Source organism: Phytohabitans rumicis, assembly GCF_011764445.1.
GTDB classification, from domain to species: Bacteria; Actinomycetota; Actinomycetes; order Mycobacteriales; family Micromonosporaceae; genus Phytohabitans; species Phytohabitans rumicis.
Window position 1 is genome coordinate 7,746,634 of record NZ_BLPG01000001.1, and the last position, 15,830, is coordinate 7,762,463.

Annotated in this window: 16 protein-coding genes and 1 pseudogene; 6 read left to right on the forward strand and 11 right to left on the reverse strand. The window is 70.3% G+C overall.

Annotated features, from left to right (window positions below; translation table 11 throughout):
- Window positions 1–21 precede the first annotated feature (21 nt).
- The 9 genes and pseudogenes from Prum_RS35210 to Prum_RS35245 form a co-directional block, all read right to left on the reverse strand.
- Window positions 22–792 carry a polyphosphate polymerase domain-containing protein gene (locus tag Prum_RS35210; RefSeq protein WP_246278296.1) on the reverse strand — a complete coding sequence of 257 codons (771 nt, stop codon included), beginning with the start codon at window positions 790–792 and terminating at the stop codon, window positions 22–24.
- Window positions 789–1,391, reverse strand: coding sequence for a DUF4956 domain-containing protein (locus Prum_RS35215; RefSeq protein ID WP_173080670.1), 603 nt, complete (start codon window positions 1,389–1,391; stop codon window positions 789–791). Before Prum_RS35215 ends, Prum_RS35210 begins: the two co-directional genes overlap by 4 nt.
- A 160-nt stretch (window positions 1,392–1,551) precedes the next feature.
- On the reverse strand, window positions 1,552–3,912 hold the full coding sequence (locus tag Prum_RS35220; RefSeq protein WP_173080672.1) for a beta strand repeat-containing protein: 2,361 nt from the start codon (window positions 3,910–3,912) through the stop codon (window positions 1,552–1,554).
- A gap of 100 nt (window positions 3,913–4,012) precedes the next feature.
- Window positions 4,013–4,249, reverse strand: coding sequence for a hypothetical protein (locus Prum_RS35225; RefSeq protein WP_173080674.1), 237 nt, complete (start codon window positions 4,247–4,249; stop codon window positions 4,013–4,015).
- Window positions 4,250–4,326: 77 nt separating this feature from the next.
- The gene (locus Prum_RS35230) at window positions 4,327–4,743 is read right to left on the reverse strand and encodes a DUF5110 domain-containing protein (RefSeq protein WP_173080676.1); all 417 of its coding nucleotides are present in this window, start codon (window positions 4,741–4,743) and stop codon (window positions 4,327–4,329) included.
- A gap of 34 nt (window positions 4,744–4,777) precedes the next feature.
- Complete coding sequence (locus Prum_RS54030; RefSeq protein ID WP_281369142.1) at window positions 4,778–5,470, reverse strand: TIM-barrel domain-containing protein; 693 nt, start codon at window positions 5,468–5,470, stop codon at window positions 4,778–4,780.
- Window positions 5,352–6,578 (reverse strand): TIM-barrel domain-containing protein, encoded by a 1,227-nt coding sequence (locus Prum_RS54035; protein WP_173080678.1) that lies wholly within the window; start codon window positions 6,576–6,578, stop codon window positions 5,352–5,354. The genes Prum_RS54030 and Prum_RS54035 overlap by 119 nt, the downstream gene beginning before the upstream one ends.
- 64 nt (window positions 6,579–6,642) lie before the next feature.
- Window positions 6,643–7,089, reverse strand: coding sequence for a glycoside hydrolase family 95-like protein (locus Prum_RS55340; protein ID WP_371871402.1), 447 nt, complete (start codon window positions 7,087–7,089; stop codon window positions 6,643–6,645).
- Window positions 7,090–7,186: 97 nt separating this feature from the next.
- A pseudogene (locus tag Prum_RS35245) lies at window positions 7,187–9,031 on the reverse strand (glycoside hydrolase family 95 protein); the annotation flags it as partial.
- A 157-nt stretch (window positions 9,032–9,188) separates the two neighbouring features.
- On the opposite strand from Prum_RS35245, the gene Prum_RS52415 reads away from it, so the two are divergent.
- The gene (locus tag Prum_RS52415; RefSeq protein WP_246278297.1) at window positions 9,189–9,680 is read left to right on the forward strand and encodes a BUD32 family EKC/KEOPS complex subunit; all 492 of its coding nucleotides are present in this window, start codon (window positions 9,189–9,191) and stop codon (window positions 9,678–9,680) included.
- Complete coding sequence (locus tag Prum_RS52420; RefSeq protein ID WP_246278298.1) at window positions 9,671–10,183, forward strand: phosphotransferase; 513 nt, start codon at window positions 9,671–9,673, stop codon at window positions 10,181–10,183. The genes Prum_RS52415 and Prum_RS52420 overlap by 10 nt, the downstream gene beginning before the upstream one ends.
- Here Prum_RS52420 and Prum_RS35255 read toward each other — a convergent pair.
- On the reverse strand, window positions 10,180–11,478 hold the full coding sequence (locus tag Prum_RS35255; RefSeq protein WP_173080681.1) for an ABC transporter substrate-binding protein: 1,299 nt from the start codon (window positions 11,476–11,478) through the stop codon (window positions 10,180–10,182). The two genes, Prum_RS52420 and Prum_RS35255, sit on opposite strands and share 4 nt — an antisense overlap.
- The gene (locus Prum_RS35260) at window positions 11,475–12,467 is read right to left on the reverse strand and encodes a GlnX family signal transduction membrane protein (RefSeq protein WP_173080684.1); all 993 of its coding nucleotides are present in this window, start codon (window positions 12,465–12,467) and stop codon (window positions 11,475–11,477) included. Before Prum_RS35260 ends, Prum_RS35255 begins: the two co-directional genes overlap by 4 nt.
- Window positions 12,468–12,583: 116 nt before the next feature.
- Between Prum_RS35260 and Prum_RS35265 the strand changes: the two genes are divergently transcribed.
- Genes Prum_RS35265 through Prum_RS35275 form a run of 4 tightly spaced genes read left to right on the forward strand, consistent with a single transcriptional unit; the run spans window position 12,584 to window position 15,828 of the window.
- Window positions 12,584–13,204, forward strand: coding sequence for a hypothetical protein (locus tag Prum_RS35265; RefSeq protein WP_173080686.1), 621 nt, complete (start codon window positions 12,584–12,586; stop codon window positions 13,202–13,204).
- A 46-nt stretch (window positions 13,205–13,250) separates the two neighbouring features.
- Window positions 13,251–14,453, forward strand: a complete 1,203-nt coding sequence (locus tag Prum_RS35270; protein ID WP_173080687.1) for a glycoside hydrolase family 3 N-terminal domain-containing protein — start codon at window positions 13,251–13,253, stop codon at window positions 14,451–14,453.
- An 11-nt stretch (window positions 14,454–14,464) separates the two neighbouring features.
- Window positions 14,465–14,806, forward strand: coding sequence for a protein kinase (locus tag Prum_RS52425; RefSeq protein WP_246278299.1), 342 nt, complete (start codon window positions 14,465–14,467; stop codon window positions 14,804–14,806).
- Window positions 14,761–15,828: a protein kinase domain-containing protein gene (locus tag Prum_RS35275; RefSeq protein WP_246278300.1), complete on the forward strand. Its 1,068-nt coding sequence runs from the start codon at window positions 14,761–14,763 to the stop codon at window positions 15,826–15,828. The genes Prum_RS52425 and Prum_RS35275 overlap by 46 nt, the downstream gene beginning before the upstream one ends.
- Window positions 15,829–15,830 lie beyond the last annotated feature (2 nt).

Below are 15,830 nucleotides of genomic sequence, written 5' to 3' on the forward strand. Positions count from 1 at the left end.
TGGGGGTGAGGGGGTACGCCGTCAGCGAGGTGAGTGGCCGAGCGGCGGGTCGAAGTGCCGGCGAAGGGTGCGCCGCCATGGCGCGTGGGGCAGGTCCCGGCGCAGCGCGGCGAGTCCGGTGCCGTACTTCGAGATCCGGATCGGGCGGTGCCCGCGGGCCCAGAGGGCCCGGTCGACCGGCGAGGGAGTGGACCCGGTCTTGGTCTCGACGACCACCAGGTGCGGCAGCGACAGGTGGAGAAGGCCGGCGTCCCAGGTGAGGTCCGTGTCGATGGTGACCCGGGCGGCGTGCTCGGGCAGCAGGATGGTGCTGCGCCGGAAGCGGGTCACCAGGGTGGGGGTGAGCGTTTCGCCGCGGCAGCCGCTCAGCAGCTCGTCGATGAAGCCGCGCCCGTGATCCACAGTGGATCGCGAGTCCAGCGGGTGCGGGATCCGTTGCTTGACGGTGCTTCCGCGCCCACCTTCGGTCTTGACCTCCAGCCAGCATTCCGCCGAGTCCACATAGGTCCTGGTCCGTACCTTGAAGCGGTGCCGGCGTCGCAGGGCGGTGAGCCGGTAGCTGGTCAGCGCGGCGGTGTCGAAGTACACCGAGTCATACCCGAACGCGCGTGTGCGGCCGATCTCCAGGGCCCGGGCGTCCGCGGGCATGGCGGCCAGCAGCGCCACCACCTCACGCGCCGGCAGGACGTACTTGCGGTCCATCCGGGTCTGCAGCGCGGCCCGCTCGATGAGCTCCACGAGGCCGACCGGCGCGAACCTCCACAGTAGCGGGTCGAGCTCGACGGCGGTCAACGGCCAGCCCCGATCCTGGCCGTGACCTCGGCGTGCGTGCCGGCCGGAGCCTTGGCCGGGTGCGAGTAGCGGACCTCCACCACGGTGGTGTCGTTGACCAGGTCGATCCGTTCCACGTTGGCTGAATGCACACGGGCGCCGAGCAGCCGCTCCAACTCGGCCACCAGAGCGACATGGTCGACGACCGCCGAGTCCAGGACCACGAACTGGCGGCGGTAGCCGCGGAACAGGCGCGGGTGGTCGCCGAGGTACATCACGACGAGCACCAGAGCGGTGAGGCCGGTGGTGTACCAGATTGACGACGCGGCGCCGAGCGGGCCCATGATGCCCAACGCGAGCGCGGAGAAGTAGTAGGCCACCTCGTGCTGGTCCAGCTCGGTGGAGCGCAGCCGGATGATGGACAGCACCCCGAACAGTCCCAGGCCCAGCCCGGCGCCCACGGTGGCGGAGCCGAGCAGGCTGGCGACCGCCAGCACGCCGACGTTGACGCCCAGGTAGGCCACGATGAGGTCGCGTCGCCGATGCCGCCGGAAGTACAGCCCGAACACGAGCAGGGTCACGGCAAAGAGGTCGATCGCCAGCGTCACGAGCCGCGCCATGGTGGTGGTCCCTCCCGTCCATTCGTGTCCGCCGGGTGAACATCTGCCTGCCACAGGGTTAGATATTCACGAACACGAATGGAGGGTACCGTCGGGAGGGTGCGGGTGATCTATCGATGAACCTCAAAATATGCTGGGAGTTTCTTGAGGCGCGACCCTTCTACTGCACCAGGAGGCAGGCCGAGAACTCAGATGTTGACCCCAGCACGGTTCCGCCGGGGACGAGGGTTGCCGTCGCGACGACCGACGCGCCGGCGAATGTGTTCGCTGTTTGGGTGATGCCGGCCGCCTTTCCGTTGGCGTCGGTGGTGGCGAGCGTGGCGCCGAGGAACTTGCGGCCCTCGCCGTGGCCGGAGCCGTCGCAGGCGCCGTTGGCGAAGAACTCGACGCGGTACTGCGTCAGCGGCATGGTGTCGACGCTCCAGGTGATCGTGGTCGCGACCGGGGTGGTGACCGCGGTGAAGATCACCGGGTGGTTCTGCAGATCGTTCGGGCCGGCGTCGCTGTCGGGCGCGCCGTCGTTCGCGGTGACGTTGACCGGGATGAGGTCGATGCCCAGGCCGGCGTTGTCGAAGATCGAGTTACCGGTGACCGCGTTGTTGGTGCCGGCGTCGATGGTTACCCCGTCGCCGCCGTTGTGGGCGATCGTGTTCATCCGTCCGGACGCGCCGTCGGTGCCGATGCGGTTGCCGTCGCCGCTGTAGACGCGTATGCCGCTGCCCGCGTTGGCGAGGTTCATGGTGCCGTTGGCGTTGGTGCCGATGGCATTGCCCAGGATCTGGTTGCCGGCGGCGCCGAAGTCGATCGCGACGCCGTCGCCGGCGTTGGCGGAGATGACGTTGCCGGCGCCCGGCTCGGCCCCGCCCACCAGGCTGGTGTCGGCACCGCCGAGGAGGATCCCCGCACCGCCGTTGCCGAGCCCCGCGACGCCGGCGGCGTTGGTACCGATCTTGTTGCCGAGCACCTGGACGCCGGTTGTCCCGGACAGGTAGATGCCGGCGGCGGTGTTGGCCGAGATGAGGTTCCCCGCCCCGGGTTGCGATCCACCGACCCAACCGGTGTTGCGCAGGTGTACCCCGTCATCGAGGTTGCCCAGCGCCGCCGTGCCGGCCGCGTTGGTGCCAATCCGGTTGCCCTCGATGCGGGTGTTGCCTCCCCACACGGAAATGCCGTCGTTCGCGTTGGCCGAGATGACGTTGCCGGCGCCGGGTTGGCTGCCGCCCACCCAGTTCTCACCCTCGGCGTTGACCTGCACGCCGTTGTCGCCGTTGCTCAACGCCATCGCGCCGTTGAGCCGGGTGCCGATCAGGTTGCCCAGCAGCCGGTTGCCCGTGGCGGTGCCGTCGTTCGGGTCCTCGATCTCGATGCCGTCGTCGTTGTTGCCCGAGATGAGGTTTCCCTCGCCGACGCCGGGCCCGCCGATCGTGTTTTCGCTGCCCTCGATGTAGACGCCGGTGTCGTTCGGCAGCTGGGCGTTGCCCGCGGCGTTCGTGCCGATCTTGTTTCCCCGGACCGTGTTCGCGCTGCCCAGCTCATTGATGGATACGCCGACGTCGTTGCCGGCGATGACGTTGCCGTCGACCTGGTTGCGGTCACCGAAGAGGGCCACGCCGTCGCCGCCGTTGCCGATTCCGGCGTTGCCGGCCGCGTTGGTGCCGATCAGGTTGTCCAGGACGGTGTTGTCGTCGCCGTCGACGCTGACCGCGTCGCCGAGGTTGCCGGAGATGACGTTACCGGCGATGACGTTGCCGTCGGCCACCTTGGCGCCGCCGCTGACGGACACTCCGTCTTGGCCGTTTCCCAGGGTGCCGCCGATGGCGTCGATGCCGATCCAGTTGCCTTCCACGCGGTTGCCCACGCCCGCGAGGTCCACCCCGTCGTTGTCGTTGGCTGAGATCAGGTTGCGGTCACCGACCGAAGCGCCGCCGATGATGTTGCCGTCGCCGGTGAGCTCAATGCCCTCGCCGCGGTTGGGGATCGGAAACAGGCCGGCGTGGTCGACGCCGATGTAGTTGCCCGCGATGACGTTGTTGTCCCCGACGACGCAGATGCCATCGTTCACGCAGACCTCGCCGTCGGCGACGGGGCCGCTGGCCTGGTAGATGACGAGTCCGTAGATCTCGGCGCCGTCCGTACGGACGGACAGGCCCCACGATGTGTTGGCCCCGTCGATGGCGACCTTCAGGATCGCGGGTGCTTGGGCGGTCGCCCGCTGGGCGCCCGGCTCGGAGTAACCGTCGATCGTCACCGGGTCGGTGATCTCCGGCAGGTCGGTCACCGGTGTGATCGCATATCCGCCGACGTTGAAGACGCCGAACGTGATGCGGTCCTTGCCCTGGTGCCCGTTCGCGTCGCGGATGGCCTGCCGCAGCGAACCCGCCCCGCTGTCACTGGTATTCGTCACGGTAAACGTAGACACCCATACCGTGGCGGCGAGCGCCCCGCTGGCCGCGACCAGCAGGACGGCGGCCACCGCCCCGACCAGGGTTGAGCCACGTGCGAGTCTTCGTGTGCTCCTCATGATGACTGAGGCTCCACACGCACGTCATCGTGGTATCAGCACGCCCCGTCGTCGTAGTACAGATGTTCTGAGACGCGCATAGGTTCGTAGCTGTCAGACGTCAGCCGGTGCGGCGGTTGCCCCATTGACGCTGGGCCTGGACCGAGCCGCGACCGCCCGGGTACGTGCCCTTACCCGGCAGCTGCGCCTGCGCCGACGACTTGCCCTTGCCCTTGGCGCGCCGCTCGGCTCGGTTGGCGAAGACGGGAACGTCCGGCGCGGCATCGTCAGCGGGCGCGGACTGGTCGTCCGTAGCCTCGTCGGGCTCGCCGTTCGGCGGCGTCGCGGTGTCAGGCATCGAAGCCTCCCGGAATGGTCGGAACAGCGGCGTGGACGACGCCCACTACAGCTTACCTGCGACCTGCGCACCCATGATCAGGGCGTCCCTAAGTAGCCCAAACCGGCGTCCAGGTAGACGGCAACCTCGCGGCCCTCGTACCTGAGACTCGCCCGCTCCCCGTCCGCCGTGCGCAGCGGGCGACCGTCCGGGCTGACGAACCGCACGATCGTCCCGTCAACCAGCCACTGGCGTCGGCGTCCCGGTTGCCGGACGCCGTCTCCTTCGGCAGCCGCGAGATGGACGCACCGGTCGGCATCGGTGTACGTGACCTTGACCCGGCGGTAGGCGCCGCCCTCGTAGTCGTAGGACTCCCCATCATCGTCGTACAACCAGCACGCACGGTCGGCGCCCGGGTAGACCCACAGCTCAAGCGAACGATCCTCGCCCAGGCGCGGGATGACCGACCCTGCCCGCACATACACCGGTACGGTGTCGAGCGGTACGTCGACCACCAGGTGCTGGCCCCCGCCAGCCGGCGGCCCGAGCCTAGTTCGTACCAGTCGGTGCCTCGAACCCGACGTGCCGCAAAAGCGGCAGCCCTTCGAAATGCGCGGACGCCGCCAGCGCGTAGATGTACGGCAGCAGGCTCGCCCGCAGCTCGATTGCCGCCACGATCGCGTCATAGAACGGCTCGCCGGCCTCGCCGAACCGCCAGGGCTCGCGTGGAGTGTCGGTGCCGTGCGAGCGGAACATGGGAAGAAACGCACCCACCTGAAGCCATCTCACATACAGCTCGCGGTATCCGAGATCGGCCACCCCGTCGTCGAAGTCGCCGTCCCAGAACCACGCCGTCGGGTCGCGGCGTACGAAGAAACCTCCAATGTCGAAGGTCCAGTACGGTTGCGCGGTGATCGACAGGTTGAGCGCTGCCGGGATTTGATCGCGCAGCACCTGCCAGGTCGCGGCCACGTCGCCCGACCACGCGAACGTGCCGTAGCGCGGCTGGCCGAACGACGACGACCGGGTGAGCGTTACCACTCGACGGCGATCGGTCGCTGTCCGTTGGCCTTCGTAGATTCCCCGCGTGTGGGCCAGCGAGTAGTGGTTGACCAGGGTCGGATCAACGTACTTCTGTGCCTCGGCGACGTTGAGCCGAGCGCGATCTTCGGCCGTGAGCCTGACCGCGCCGGTCCAGTCGGCCTCGAACGGCTCGCTGCAGTCGCACCACCAGTAGTCGATACCGTGCCGGAACAGCCCCCGCAGCGGCCTGCCGCCAGTACAGGGAACGCGCGCCGGGCTGGAAGGGGTCGTAGGTGGCACGGTTGCCAAGCAGGTAGCCGTGTGCCTCGAGTTCGGCATGATCGGGTGCGTCCTTGTTCAGCGTCGGCCAGATCGACACCATGAGGTGCGTGCCATCGGCGTGCAATGTGTTCATCAGTGCGTCCGGGTCCGGGAATCGGTCCGGATCAAGGGTTTTCTGGCCCCATAGCTCGCCGGTCCAGGACTGCCAGTCCAGCACGAGTACGTCGAGCGGGATACCGCGGCGGGCGAACTCCTCAGCCACGTCGACCAGCTCCGCTTGCGAGCCGTAGCGCTCCTTCGACTGGACGTATCCGAAGATCGCCTTGGGCGGGATGGGCGCCGGACCCGCCAGTGCCGTGAGGCCGGCGAGGACACCCGGGTAGTCCCCTGGTTCCGCGCCGACCACCACGTACAGGTCGAGTTGGTCGACCGTGTCCACGTCGAGCCGGCCGCCGTCGGCGTCGTCGGCGAACGCCATGGCCGAGCCCGAGTCGACGACCACCGCGTAGCCGTAGCTCGACACGAGCACAGGAACCGAGATCTTGGTGTTCTGCTGGTAGAGGTATTGGCTCGTGCCGCGCAGGTCCAGCAGACCGTCGTCGTGCTGGCCGAGGCCGTGCAGCGACTCGTCGGGCGCCCAGCCGAATCGCAGGTGGGCGGCGAACGCGTGCCGGTCGACGACCGCCTTGCCGTCCGCGGAGGACCGGATACCGTCGGCGCTCATCCGCACGGTCGCGTCGGCGTGCGGTGCGAAGCGGGTCCGCAGGACGTCCTTCGGGACGAGACGCCGGCCACCGGGACCGTTGCGCAGGTCGAAGAGGCGACCACCGTCCGGCCGTCGCCACTCGATGTCGCCGCTCGCCCGGTCCACCTCGACGCGTACGGCCGAGGTGGTGAGCACCACGGCCTCGTCGTCGTACGACATGTGCCAGGCCCGCGCGCCGAGATCGCGGGTGAGTATCGACCATGAGCGGTCGTCGACCGGCTCGCCGTGGTTTACGACGAGGCGGACCACGGTCGGCGAGCACACTTCGAGGGTGAGCACCTCATCGCCCGCCCTGAGACCAGGCGGTCGTGCACGGACTCGACGTCGGTAATCCGTAGATTTCTCAACGGCCCAGCCGTTCCTTGCTGGGTGCGGACGTGGCGAGGTGGTACCGGGTGTGCGGGGTGCCGCTCCAGCGCAGGCGCCGCCGTCCGGCGATCGCGCCGGGGACCGCTTCGGCGTCGATGTGGTGGCCGTTCTCGTCGGTCACCACCAGCGGTGGGGTGGTGCCCGGGACCTCGACGACGATGTCGCCGCCGCTTCCGGCAGTGACGGTGGCGTGGGCGAGCGTGCCGTCGGCCCATTCGGTGTCGATCCCGTGGCCGCCACGGCAGCGGATACCGCGCAGGGCGCCGCTGTGCCAGCCGGCCGGGAGTGTCTTGAGCAGGCTGATCGCGTGCTCGTGGCTCTGGACGATCAGCTCGGTCAGGCCGGCGACCGCGCCGAAGTTGCCATCGATCTGGAAGATCCAGCCGCTGGGCTGGCCGTCGTCGGGATGCAGGTCCAGCATCGAGGCGGAGCTGAGACTGTCCAGCAGGATAGAGATCGAACCCTCGGCGAGCTCTGCGTCGCGCAGCCGTGCGGCCAGGCAGAGGGATCCATGCCTGGCTCCAGCCCGTGTACCCGCTTCCGTGGTCCAGCCTGGTCCGCAGGGCGCGGCGGGCGGCCGCGAAGTCGCGAGGCGTGCCGGCTTCGGTGATGCGGACGCCGGGGTACAGGCCGTAGAGGTGGGAGACGTGGCGGTGCCCCGGTTCGCGGGAGGGGCGCTCGTCGTACCACTCCAGCAGCGCGCCGTCGGTGCCGACCGCCGGTGGACGCAGCAGGGCGAGCGCCGCGCGGGCCCGGGCGGCGAGGTCGTTGTCGCCGGGCTCGCCGGGGGCGAGCCGGTCGACCAGCAAGGTGTACCGGGTCAGCACCTCGCGGACGAGTTCCTGGTCCATAGTGGACCCCTCGGACGTCGCGGCGTGGCCGGTGCCGGTCAGGAAGTGGTGTTCCGGTGAGGTGGAAGGGCTCATCACGAGCTCGCCGTTGGCGTCGGCGACGAGCATGTCGAGCGCGAACGCGGCCGCGGCGCGCAACACCGGAAGGGCGGTGTCGCGGACGAACTCCTCGCCGGCGCCGTACTCGATGTGGTCCCAGAGGTGACCGGCCAGCCACAGCAGGCCGCTGGGCCAGTTGGCGAACTGGGGATCGCCGACCACCGGCGTGGAGAACCGCCAGATGTCGGTGTTGTGGTGCACGGCCGACCCGGCGGCCGCGTAGTACCGGGCCGCCGTGGCGGCGCCGGCGCGGGCCAGGTCGCGGGCCAGGTCGAACAGCGGCTGGTGCAGGTCCTGCAGGGCGGTGGACTCGGCCAGCCAGTAGTTCATCTGGGCGTTGATGTTGGTGGTGTAGTTGCAGCTCCATCCGGGCCGCACGTCGGCGTTCCAGATGCCCTGCAGGTTCGCCGCCTCGGTCCCCGGTCGCGAACTGGAGATCAGCAGGTAGCGGCCGTAGTGGAAGAAGAACTCCGCGCGGGCCGGGTCGTCGGCGGCGGAGCCGTACGACGGCGACAGATCCAGGTCCACCCGGTCGAAAAGGCCGCGGTAGTCCGTGGTGTGCGCCATGCGCAGCTCGGCCGTGCCGGTCGCCAACGCCGCCGACACCCGACCTCGCGCCCGCTCGGTGATCGCCGCGAGATCGGCGCTCGGTCGTTGGTCGTACCCGCGGAAGCCGCTGGCGGCGCCGACAATCAGCCGGACCTCGTCCGCCCCCGCGCGTTGCACGGCCACGACGAGAGCGAAGCCCATGCCGGCGGCGACCGTACCGTCCGGGCTTGGAACGTCGTCCGCGTAGACGACGGCCGGCTCGCGGTCGACATAGTTGGGCAGCACGTGTGCGGGAGCCCGGCCGGTGGCCACCAGCCACGCCTCCTGCTCGGCCACCTCGACCGACGGGTGCGGCGAGGTGAACCGGGGCAGCTCAACCGGGTCGATCCGCGCCCCCGCGCCGGTGACGGAGACAACCAGCACCCCGGCGGGTGCCGAAACGAAGCTGACGACCTCGACCGGCCCGCCGGCGTTTCGGTAGCTGGTCGTCGCGACCGCGTCCGCGACGTCGAGCTCCCGGCGGTAGCCCTCGACATCACCGTCCGCGGCGTAACGCCAGTCCAGCCAGCCGATCGGCTGGTACGACTGGGTCCAGCCGGGGCCCTGCATCTGGCGCGCGAGCACATCCGCGTCGAGAAACTGTCCACTGCGGAGGGTCTGGCGCAACGAGGGCAGCAACCGGCTCGGCGGCGGCCCTTGCTCGGCCGGGAGCGGGCCACCGGACCACAGGGTGTCGAGGTTCAGGTCGAACCGCTCCACCCCGGGCCGGCCATGGACCATCGCGCCGAGCGCGCCGTTGCCGAGCGGGAAGCCGTCGTGGAACGCGGCGGCGGGCGTGGCGAGCTGGAGACGGTGACGTGCCATGGGATGTTTTTATAGACTGCGCCTCCTATCGTGTCGAGTCATCGCCCAGAAACGACCCATTTGAGTTTCCAAGACATGGGATCTCTCTGCCCGCAGCAGCTCCGCGTGCGTCGCGTAGGGTTCGTGAGCTGGCGAGATGCAGAGGCGGGTGGTGGGCATGGCACCAAGGGAAGTGACTCGGGACCATTTGGCGGGGGCGGCGCGGGCCGCGCTGGGCGGCGGGCGGCGGCTGGCGGCGGTCCGGCGGCTCGCGGGCGGTAGCCGGAAGGGCGTGTACCGGCTGACGATGGACGACGCGACGACCGCGATCGCCTACCTGTGGGAGGACTCCGAGAACTACTGGCCGGCGGCTGACGGCGACGACGACCTAGCGGACCCGTTCTCGCCCGGTGTCGGGCTCGACCTGTTCGAGGCGGCGCACGCGCGGCTGCGCTCGCTGGGCCTGCGGGTCCCCGCGGTCCACCTGGTCGACCGTGACCGCACCCACTACCCGGCCGACCTGGCGATGGTGGAGGACTTCCCAGGCGAGAACCTGATGGACTGGCTCGAGCGGGATCCGGGCTCCGCGGAGCCGACGATGGCGCGCCTCGCCGAGGCTCTGGAAGCGATGCGGCGCTACCGGGGCCGTCATACGGCAAGGTGGCGCTGATCGACGGGGGAGGGACGTCGCGGGGGACGTCCTGCGAGGCAGCCGCGCTCGACTTCGCGCTGGATTGCCTCGCCGAGGCGGCGTCGAGGGACCAGCGGATCGCCGGCGCCCGCGACCGGCTGGAGGAGCGGCTGCGGGAGCTTGCCGCGGCGGTGCGGCCGCGCGCCGAGTACGCGGTCGTCCACGGCGAGCTTGGCCTGGACCATGTGCTGGTGGACCGGGACGGCAATCCCGTCCTGATAGACGTCGAAGACCTGATGTACTTCGACGTCGAGTGGGAGCACGTGTTCCTGCGAATCCGACTCGGCAGCGACTACCCGCGGCTCGCGGTGAACGATCTGGACGAAGACCGGCTCGCGCTGTACATGCTCGCCCAACGGCTGTCACTGACCGCGGGTCCGCTACGGCTGCTCGACGGTGACTTCCCCAACCGGGCGTTCATGCAGGACGTCGCCGAGCACAACCTGAACGAGGCGCTCGCGCTGGTTTCGGTCGGCCGTTAGGGGCACGGGTCCGACAGCCATTCGGTCGTGGGCACGGCTCGCCGGGTCGCGTCGAGCCGCCGCAGGATCGGCGGCAGCCGGTCCGATGCCGGATCCGACAGAAACTCCAGTACGCCGGCGGCGAAGACGTTCGCGACGGTCTGCGGCATGAAGTCGGACGCGTCGAGACACCGGTTGCCGGCCGTGGCGGCGAGTTGTTCGGCGATCCGGCCGCCGACCGCGTCCGACCGGTACGCGGCCGCCCGGTCAATGTCGGTGCGCGCCGAGAAGAATGAACCACCCGCGTGTGCGATCCAATCCTCCTGGCCGGCCTGGGAGGCGAGATAGGTCAGCAGTTGACGGGCCGCCGGCTTCGCGCTGAAAAGACCGGCGGCGTCGACCGACACCTCGACGCCGGAGCCGTCGGGCCCTGGGCCGGGCTCGAATCGAGGGAGGGGAGAGAACGTTTCGTAGCCGTCGCGGAGGGCACGGACGAAGGAGCCCTGATGCTCCATGGCGCATCCCGTACCGCCGCCGGTCAGGTCGGCTCCGGCCTCGTGCCAACCGGTGAGGAGCATTCGCTGGACGTTGGCGCCGTCGGTCATCCCGGCGGCGGCCAGCAGTTGCCGCCACGCCTCCCACGCCGATCGGACCTCCGGTGACGTCCACGCGAGGGATCCGTTGGCCCATCGGCGGTACGCCTCGACGCCGGACTGGTGCAGCAGGATGTCTTCCACCCAGTCGGTGCCGGGCCAGCCCGACTCGGCGCCGGACTTCATGCCCAGGCACCATGGCGGGTTCCGTCCAGCGGCCCGCAGGTCGGCGCCGCGACGTACCAGGTCGGTCCAGGTCTGCGGCGCGCCCTCGCCCGCCTCCGTGCCGTACCAGATGAGGCTTTTCAGATCGGTCTTGAGCACCACACCGTAGGGTTGCCGGTCGCCGCCGCGGAGCAGTTGGTGGTTTTGGATCCGGTCGTCGGGGGACAGCGGCACCAGCCGGCCGGCGCGGGCGTACCGGGCGAGCTCGGCCGGGCTGGACAGCACCGCGATGTCCGGCAGCGCGTCGCCGAGGTCCGCCAGCCGCAGGACGGAGGTGATTGTGCGGACACCCTGGTATCGAACGTCGATGCCCGTTTCGCGGCTGAAACGGGCGAGCGTCGCCTGGAACGCGGCTCCTTCCCGCTGCTGCGGGTCCCAGGACGCCATCACGGTGACCGACTCCGACTCACCGGCGACGGCGGCACACGCCGTGGCGCTGGTCGGGGCCAGCGCCGCGATGGCCAGCACCGCCAGTCGGTACCAGCGGCTACCACTCATGACGCCTCGAATTCGTATTCGCGTAACCGATCCCGAAAGCCAGCGACGATCAGCGCCAGAAGCGCTAGCGCGAGCACCGGCATGAGGTACTGCAAGGAGTGCGAGTCGGCGGCGGCGTGCGTGAGGTCGACGAGGCGGCTCTCTGGCGCCGCGGGCAGCGAAACCTCGGTGGCGGGCGCGTTGACCAGCCGCTCCAGGTCCGTCGCGGCCCGCGCGAACCGCCCGCCGGTCAGCACCGGTTGGCCGGCCACGAGACCGAGGCCGACAAGGCCGATGGTGCCGATCGCCAGCGGCACGTTGAGCCGGCGGCGGAACCGGGCGGCGAGGTACAGCTGGGTCAACACCAGCAGGGAGAGGCCGAACACCAGCGGGAGCAGCCAGAGGAACGCGGTGGCCGGCGCACGCCAGGCTGATTCTCGCTGCTCGGCCAGCTCTTCGTCGATGACCCTGCGGTACATGTCGAGTTCGGTCAGGACGGTGTCGTGCAGCAGGTCCTTGGCGTACCGCAGGAAAGCCTCCGCCAGCACGCCCTGGCCGCGGCTGAGACTCAGGTTCGCCTGCTCGATCAGGCCGAGATAGCGGATGAGCAGCCCTTGGGCCACGCGCAACACCCGGCGGTCCGCGGCGTCGCCGACATCGCGTTCGGCGAGCACCGCCAGTCGCTGCACCGCGTCGGCGACGATGTCGCGGTACTCGCCGCTGGCGAGCACGCCGGCACAGTCCACTGTGTCCCCGCCGCCGGCCGGGTCGATCCGGCAGCCGCTGATCCGCGCGTCGGCGTCGCGCAGCTGTCGCCAGACCGCCGAAACCGCCGCGACGCTCGGCACCACGTCGTCCGCCACGGCACCGGCCGTCCGGTACGCGCCAAGGAATGTGGACAGTCCACCGAGGAGCGTCGCGACCACCGTGACCACCAACGCGACCCGCAACAGCCGCAGCATGCGCGGCGTAGGGATCGATCCGCCGGTCAGCCGGTCAGTCCACGACACGGAGCCTCCGCAATCCGATCGTCCTCGGATCGACCGTACTCGGACGGCGCCACCCGCGGCCGAGCCGCCGCAGGCAAACGACTACGTAGAGTAGTCGGCTGTCGTATGCTGGCGGTATGGCAAGGCGCTTGGAGCGTCTCGCACCGCTGACCGGGGTAGCTTTCCTGATCCTGGTGCTGGTCGCTTTCATCGTGGGCGGCGAGACGCCGGACAACGACGATTCCACCGCGGAGATCGTGTCGTATTGGCGGGACGAGGACGCCCGGCAGGTCGTGGCCGCCTGGATCCTCGGCGTCGCGGCCCTGCTCCTGGTGTGGTTCGGCGGCAGCCTGCGGCGGACCATCTCCCGCGCCGAGGGCGGCGACGGCCGGCTCGCGGCGATCGGCTTCGCCGGCACCGCAATCGCCTCCGTCGGGATGCTGCTGTTCGGCAGCCTGACGTTCGCGGCGGCGTCCGAGGCGGACGAGGTACCGCCGGAGGTCATCCACACGATCTCGGTGCTCAACAACGTGCTCTTCTTCCCCCTCAGCGGGGGAGCCGCGCTCATGCTGCTGGCCGCGGGCCTCGCGCTCGTCTACACCGCGGCGTTGCCCCGCTGGCTCGGCTGGGTGGCGATCGTGATCGGGGTCCTCATCCTGACGCCGCTGGGCTTTTTCGCGTTGCTCGCCTGGCTGCTGTGGGTCGGGGTGGTAAGCATCCTGCTCTACGTGCGAAAGCCGGACGCCGCCGGACGCTGAGCCGATACCGGCGCCTGCGGGTGCCGAGGCGGGTAGCGTGGATCCGATGACGGGGCGTGGAGTCACGCGCCGCGAGTTGCTCACGGCCATCGGTTCGGCCGCGGCCGCCACCGGCTTGAGCGCGTGTGGCGCCGGGAACGCGCCAACCCCAGACGCGGCGACCGCGTCCACGGGTACGGCGCCCGCAACGTCGCCGCCGGCCGCGTCGCCCGCACCCGACGAGGCGGCGCTGCGCAAGAAGATCGCCAGGATGCTGATCGTGGGGTTCCGCGGCGATCAAGTCGGCCCCAACGACTGGATCATGCGCGCGATCAGCGAGCAGGGCCTGGGTGGTGTCATCCTGTTCGACCGCGACCAGGAGTCCGGCGGCAGCCGAAACATCAACTCTCCGCAGCAGGTCACCGCCTTGATCGAAACCCTGAGGGAGGCGGCACCCGAAACGCTGATCGTCTCCGTCGACCAGGAGGGCGGCAGGATCGCGAGGCTCGGGCCGTCCAACGGGTTCCCGGCCACCCGGTCGCAGGCCGAGATCGGCGCGCTCGACTCGCCCGCGGTTACCCGCGGCTGGGCGCGGGACATGGCGCAGACGCTGGCGCAGATCGGGGTGAACCTCAACTTCGCCCCCGTGGTCGACCTGGCGGTCAACCCGGCCAACCCGGCGATCGCGCGGCTCGACAGGGCATTCTCCGCCGACCCGGACGTCGTGGTCTCATGCGCGACCCAGACCATCGACGCGTACCGCGCGGCGGGCGTACGGACGTCGATCAAACACTTTCCCGGTCTGGGCAGCGCCAGTGGCAACACCGACTTCGAGGCCGTCGACGTCACCGGCACGTGGACGCGTACCGAGATCGAGCCGTTCCAGAAGCTGATCCGCGCCGGCACCGCAGACACGGTCATGGTCACCCACTTCCTCAACAAGCGGCTCGACCCGGACCGTCCGGTGTCACTGTCGCACGCGGTGGTCACCGACCTGCTGCGTGGCGAGTTGGGCTGGGACGGCATCGTCGTGACCGACGACATGCAGGCGGTGGCGATCACCAGCCGCTACGGCCGGGACGAGGCCACCCAGTACGCGCTGCAGGCCGGTGTGGACCAACTGGTCATCTGCAACCAGGCGGTTTACGACGAGGCGGTCGTCGAGCAGACCGTCGACAAGGTCCTGTCGATGGTGAAGACCGGCCTGATCACCGCCGCACAGATCGACCGGTCGGTCGCTCGCATCAACGCGCTGTGGCCGCCCAGGTAGGCTCTGACACCGTGATCCCGCCCGCGCGGATTGGGACCTATCGCATCGAGCGGCTGCTGGGCGCCGGTTCGTTCGCCACCGTGTGGCTGGGCTTTGATCCTTCGCTCGGCGCCCGCGTCGCCATCAAGGTGCTGGCCGACAATTGGAGCCATGACCTGAGGGTCAGGGAGCGGTTCCTTGACGAGGGGCGGCTGCTGTGGCGGCTGGATCACCAACGCGTCGTGCGGGTGTACGCGCTCGACGAGTTGCCCGACGGCCGGCCGTACCTGGTGATGCTGTGGGCCGACGGGGTAGCCTGCGCGATCGGTTGGCCGCCGGGCCGGTGCCGGTGGACCAGGGTCTGGCCCTGTTAGGGGAGATCGCCGCCGGGGTCGCCGTCCTTCATGCCAGCGGCATCGTGCACCGCGACCTCACCCCGGGCAACGTACTGTTCCGGTCCCGGCCGGCCGGCGGTGAACAGGTCATGATCGCCGATCTCGGTCTGGCGAAAGCGGTCGCGGCGGCCTCCGGTTTGACCGCCCGCGCGGGTACGCCGGGTTACATGGCGCCGGAGCAGGACGATCCGCTGGCCGTGGTCGACACCCGGGCCGATGTCTACGGCCTGGGCCGGTTGGGCGCCGTGCTGCTCGGCACGCCAGGCGCCGGCGGGTTCGACACGGCGATTCGGCTGCGCGACGGCGTACCGGAACCGGTGGCCGGCGTGCTGCGGAGGGCGACGGCGCGGCTGCCCGCGAGCCGATACCCGGACGCGGCGGCGTTCGCGGCGGCGCTTGGCCGGGCCGCGGCGGCGCGAGCGCCGGTGGGGACGATCGCCGCTCGGCGGCGCCGCCGAGCGGTGGCCTTCGCCGGTGTACTGGTGGCGGCGGTCGTCTCGGCGACGGCGTCCGACTCGGTGGGCGGTCAGGCGCCGCGGGATCCCGGCGTCGCGGTGGACTCGACCGGGCGGATCAGGGTCGCGCTCCCGGCCGGCTGGCGCGCCACGGGATCGGGCTGGGAGGGCCGATGGGTGGGCGGGGCACGGGAACCGGCCCTGGTGGTGACGCCGGCTCCGGACCGGTGGAGGTCCGACCCGGCGGTGCCGGCGGCGTTCATCGGGCTGTCGCGGGAGCTGGCCACGCGGACCACACCGGCCGCGTTCGTCGCCGAACAGCCGCACGCGGAATGCCTCGCGGCGCCGGTGCGCACCAGCCGCCAGGCCGGGATCGACTGGGTGGTGGCGCTCTACACCTCATGCGCCAGCGGCAAGGCGGTGATCGTCGAGACGGCCGGCCTCGCGCCGGGGGACGCCGGCCTGGTGTACGTGCAGATCGCGCCCCCGGCGGGCAGCGGTCCGGCTTTCGTGGACACGCTGCTCGCCGGGGTACGGGTGCGGTAGCG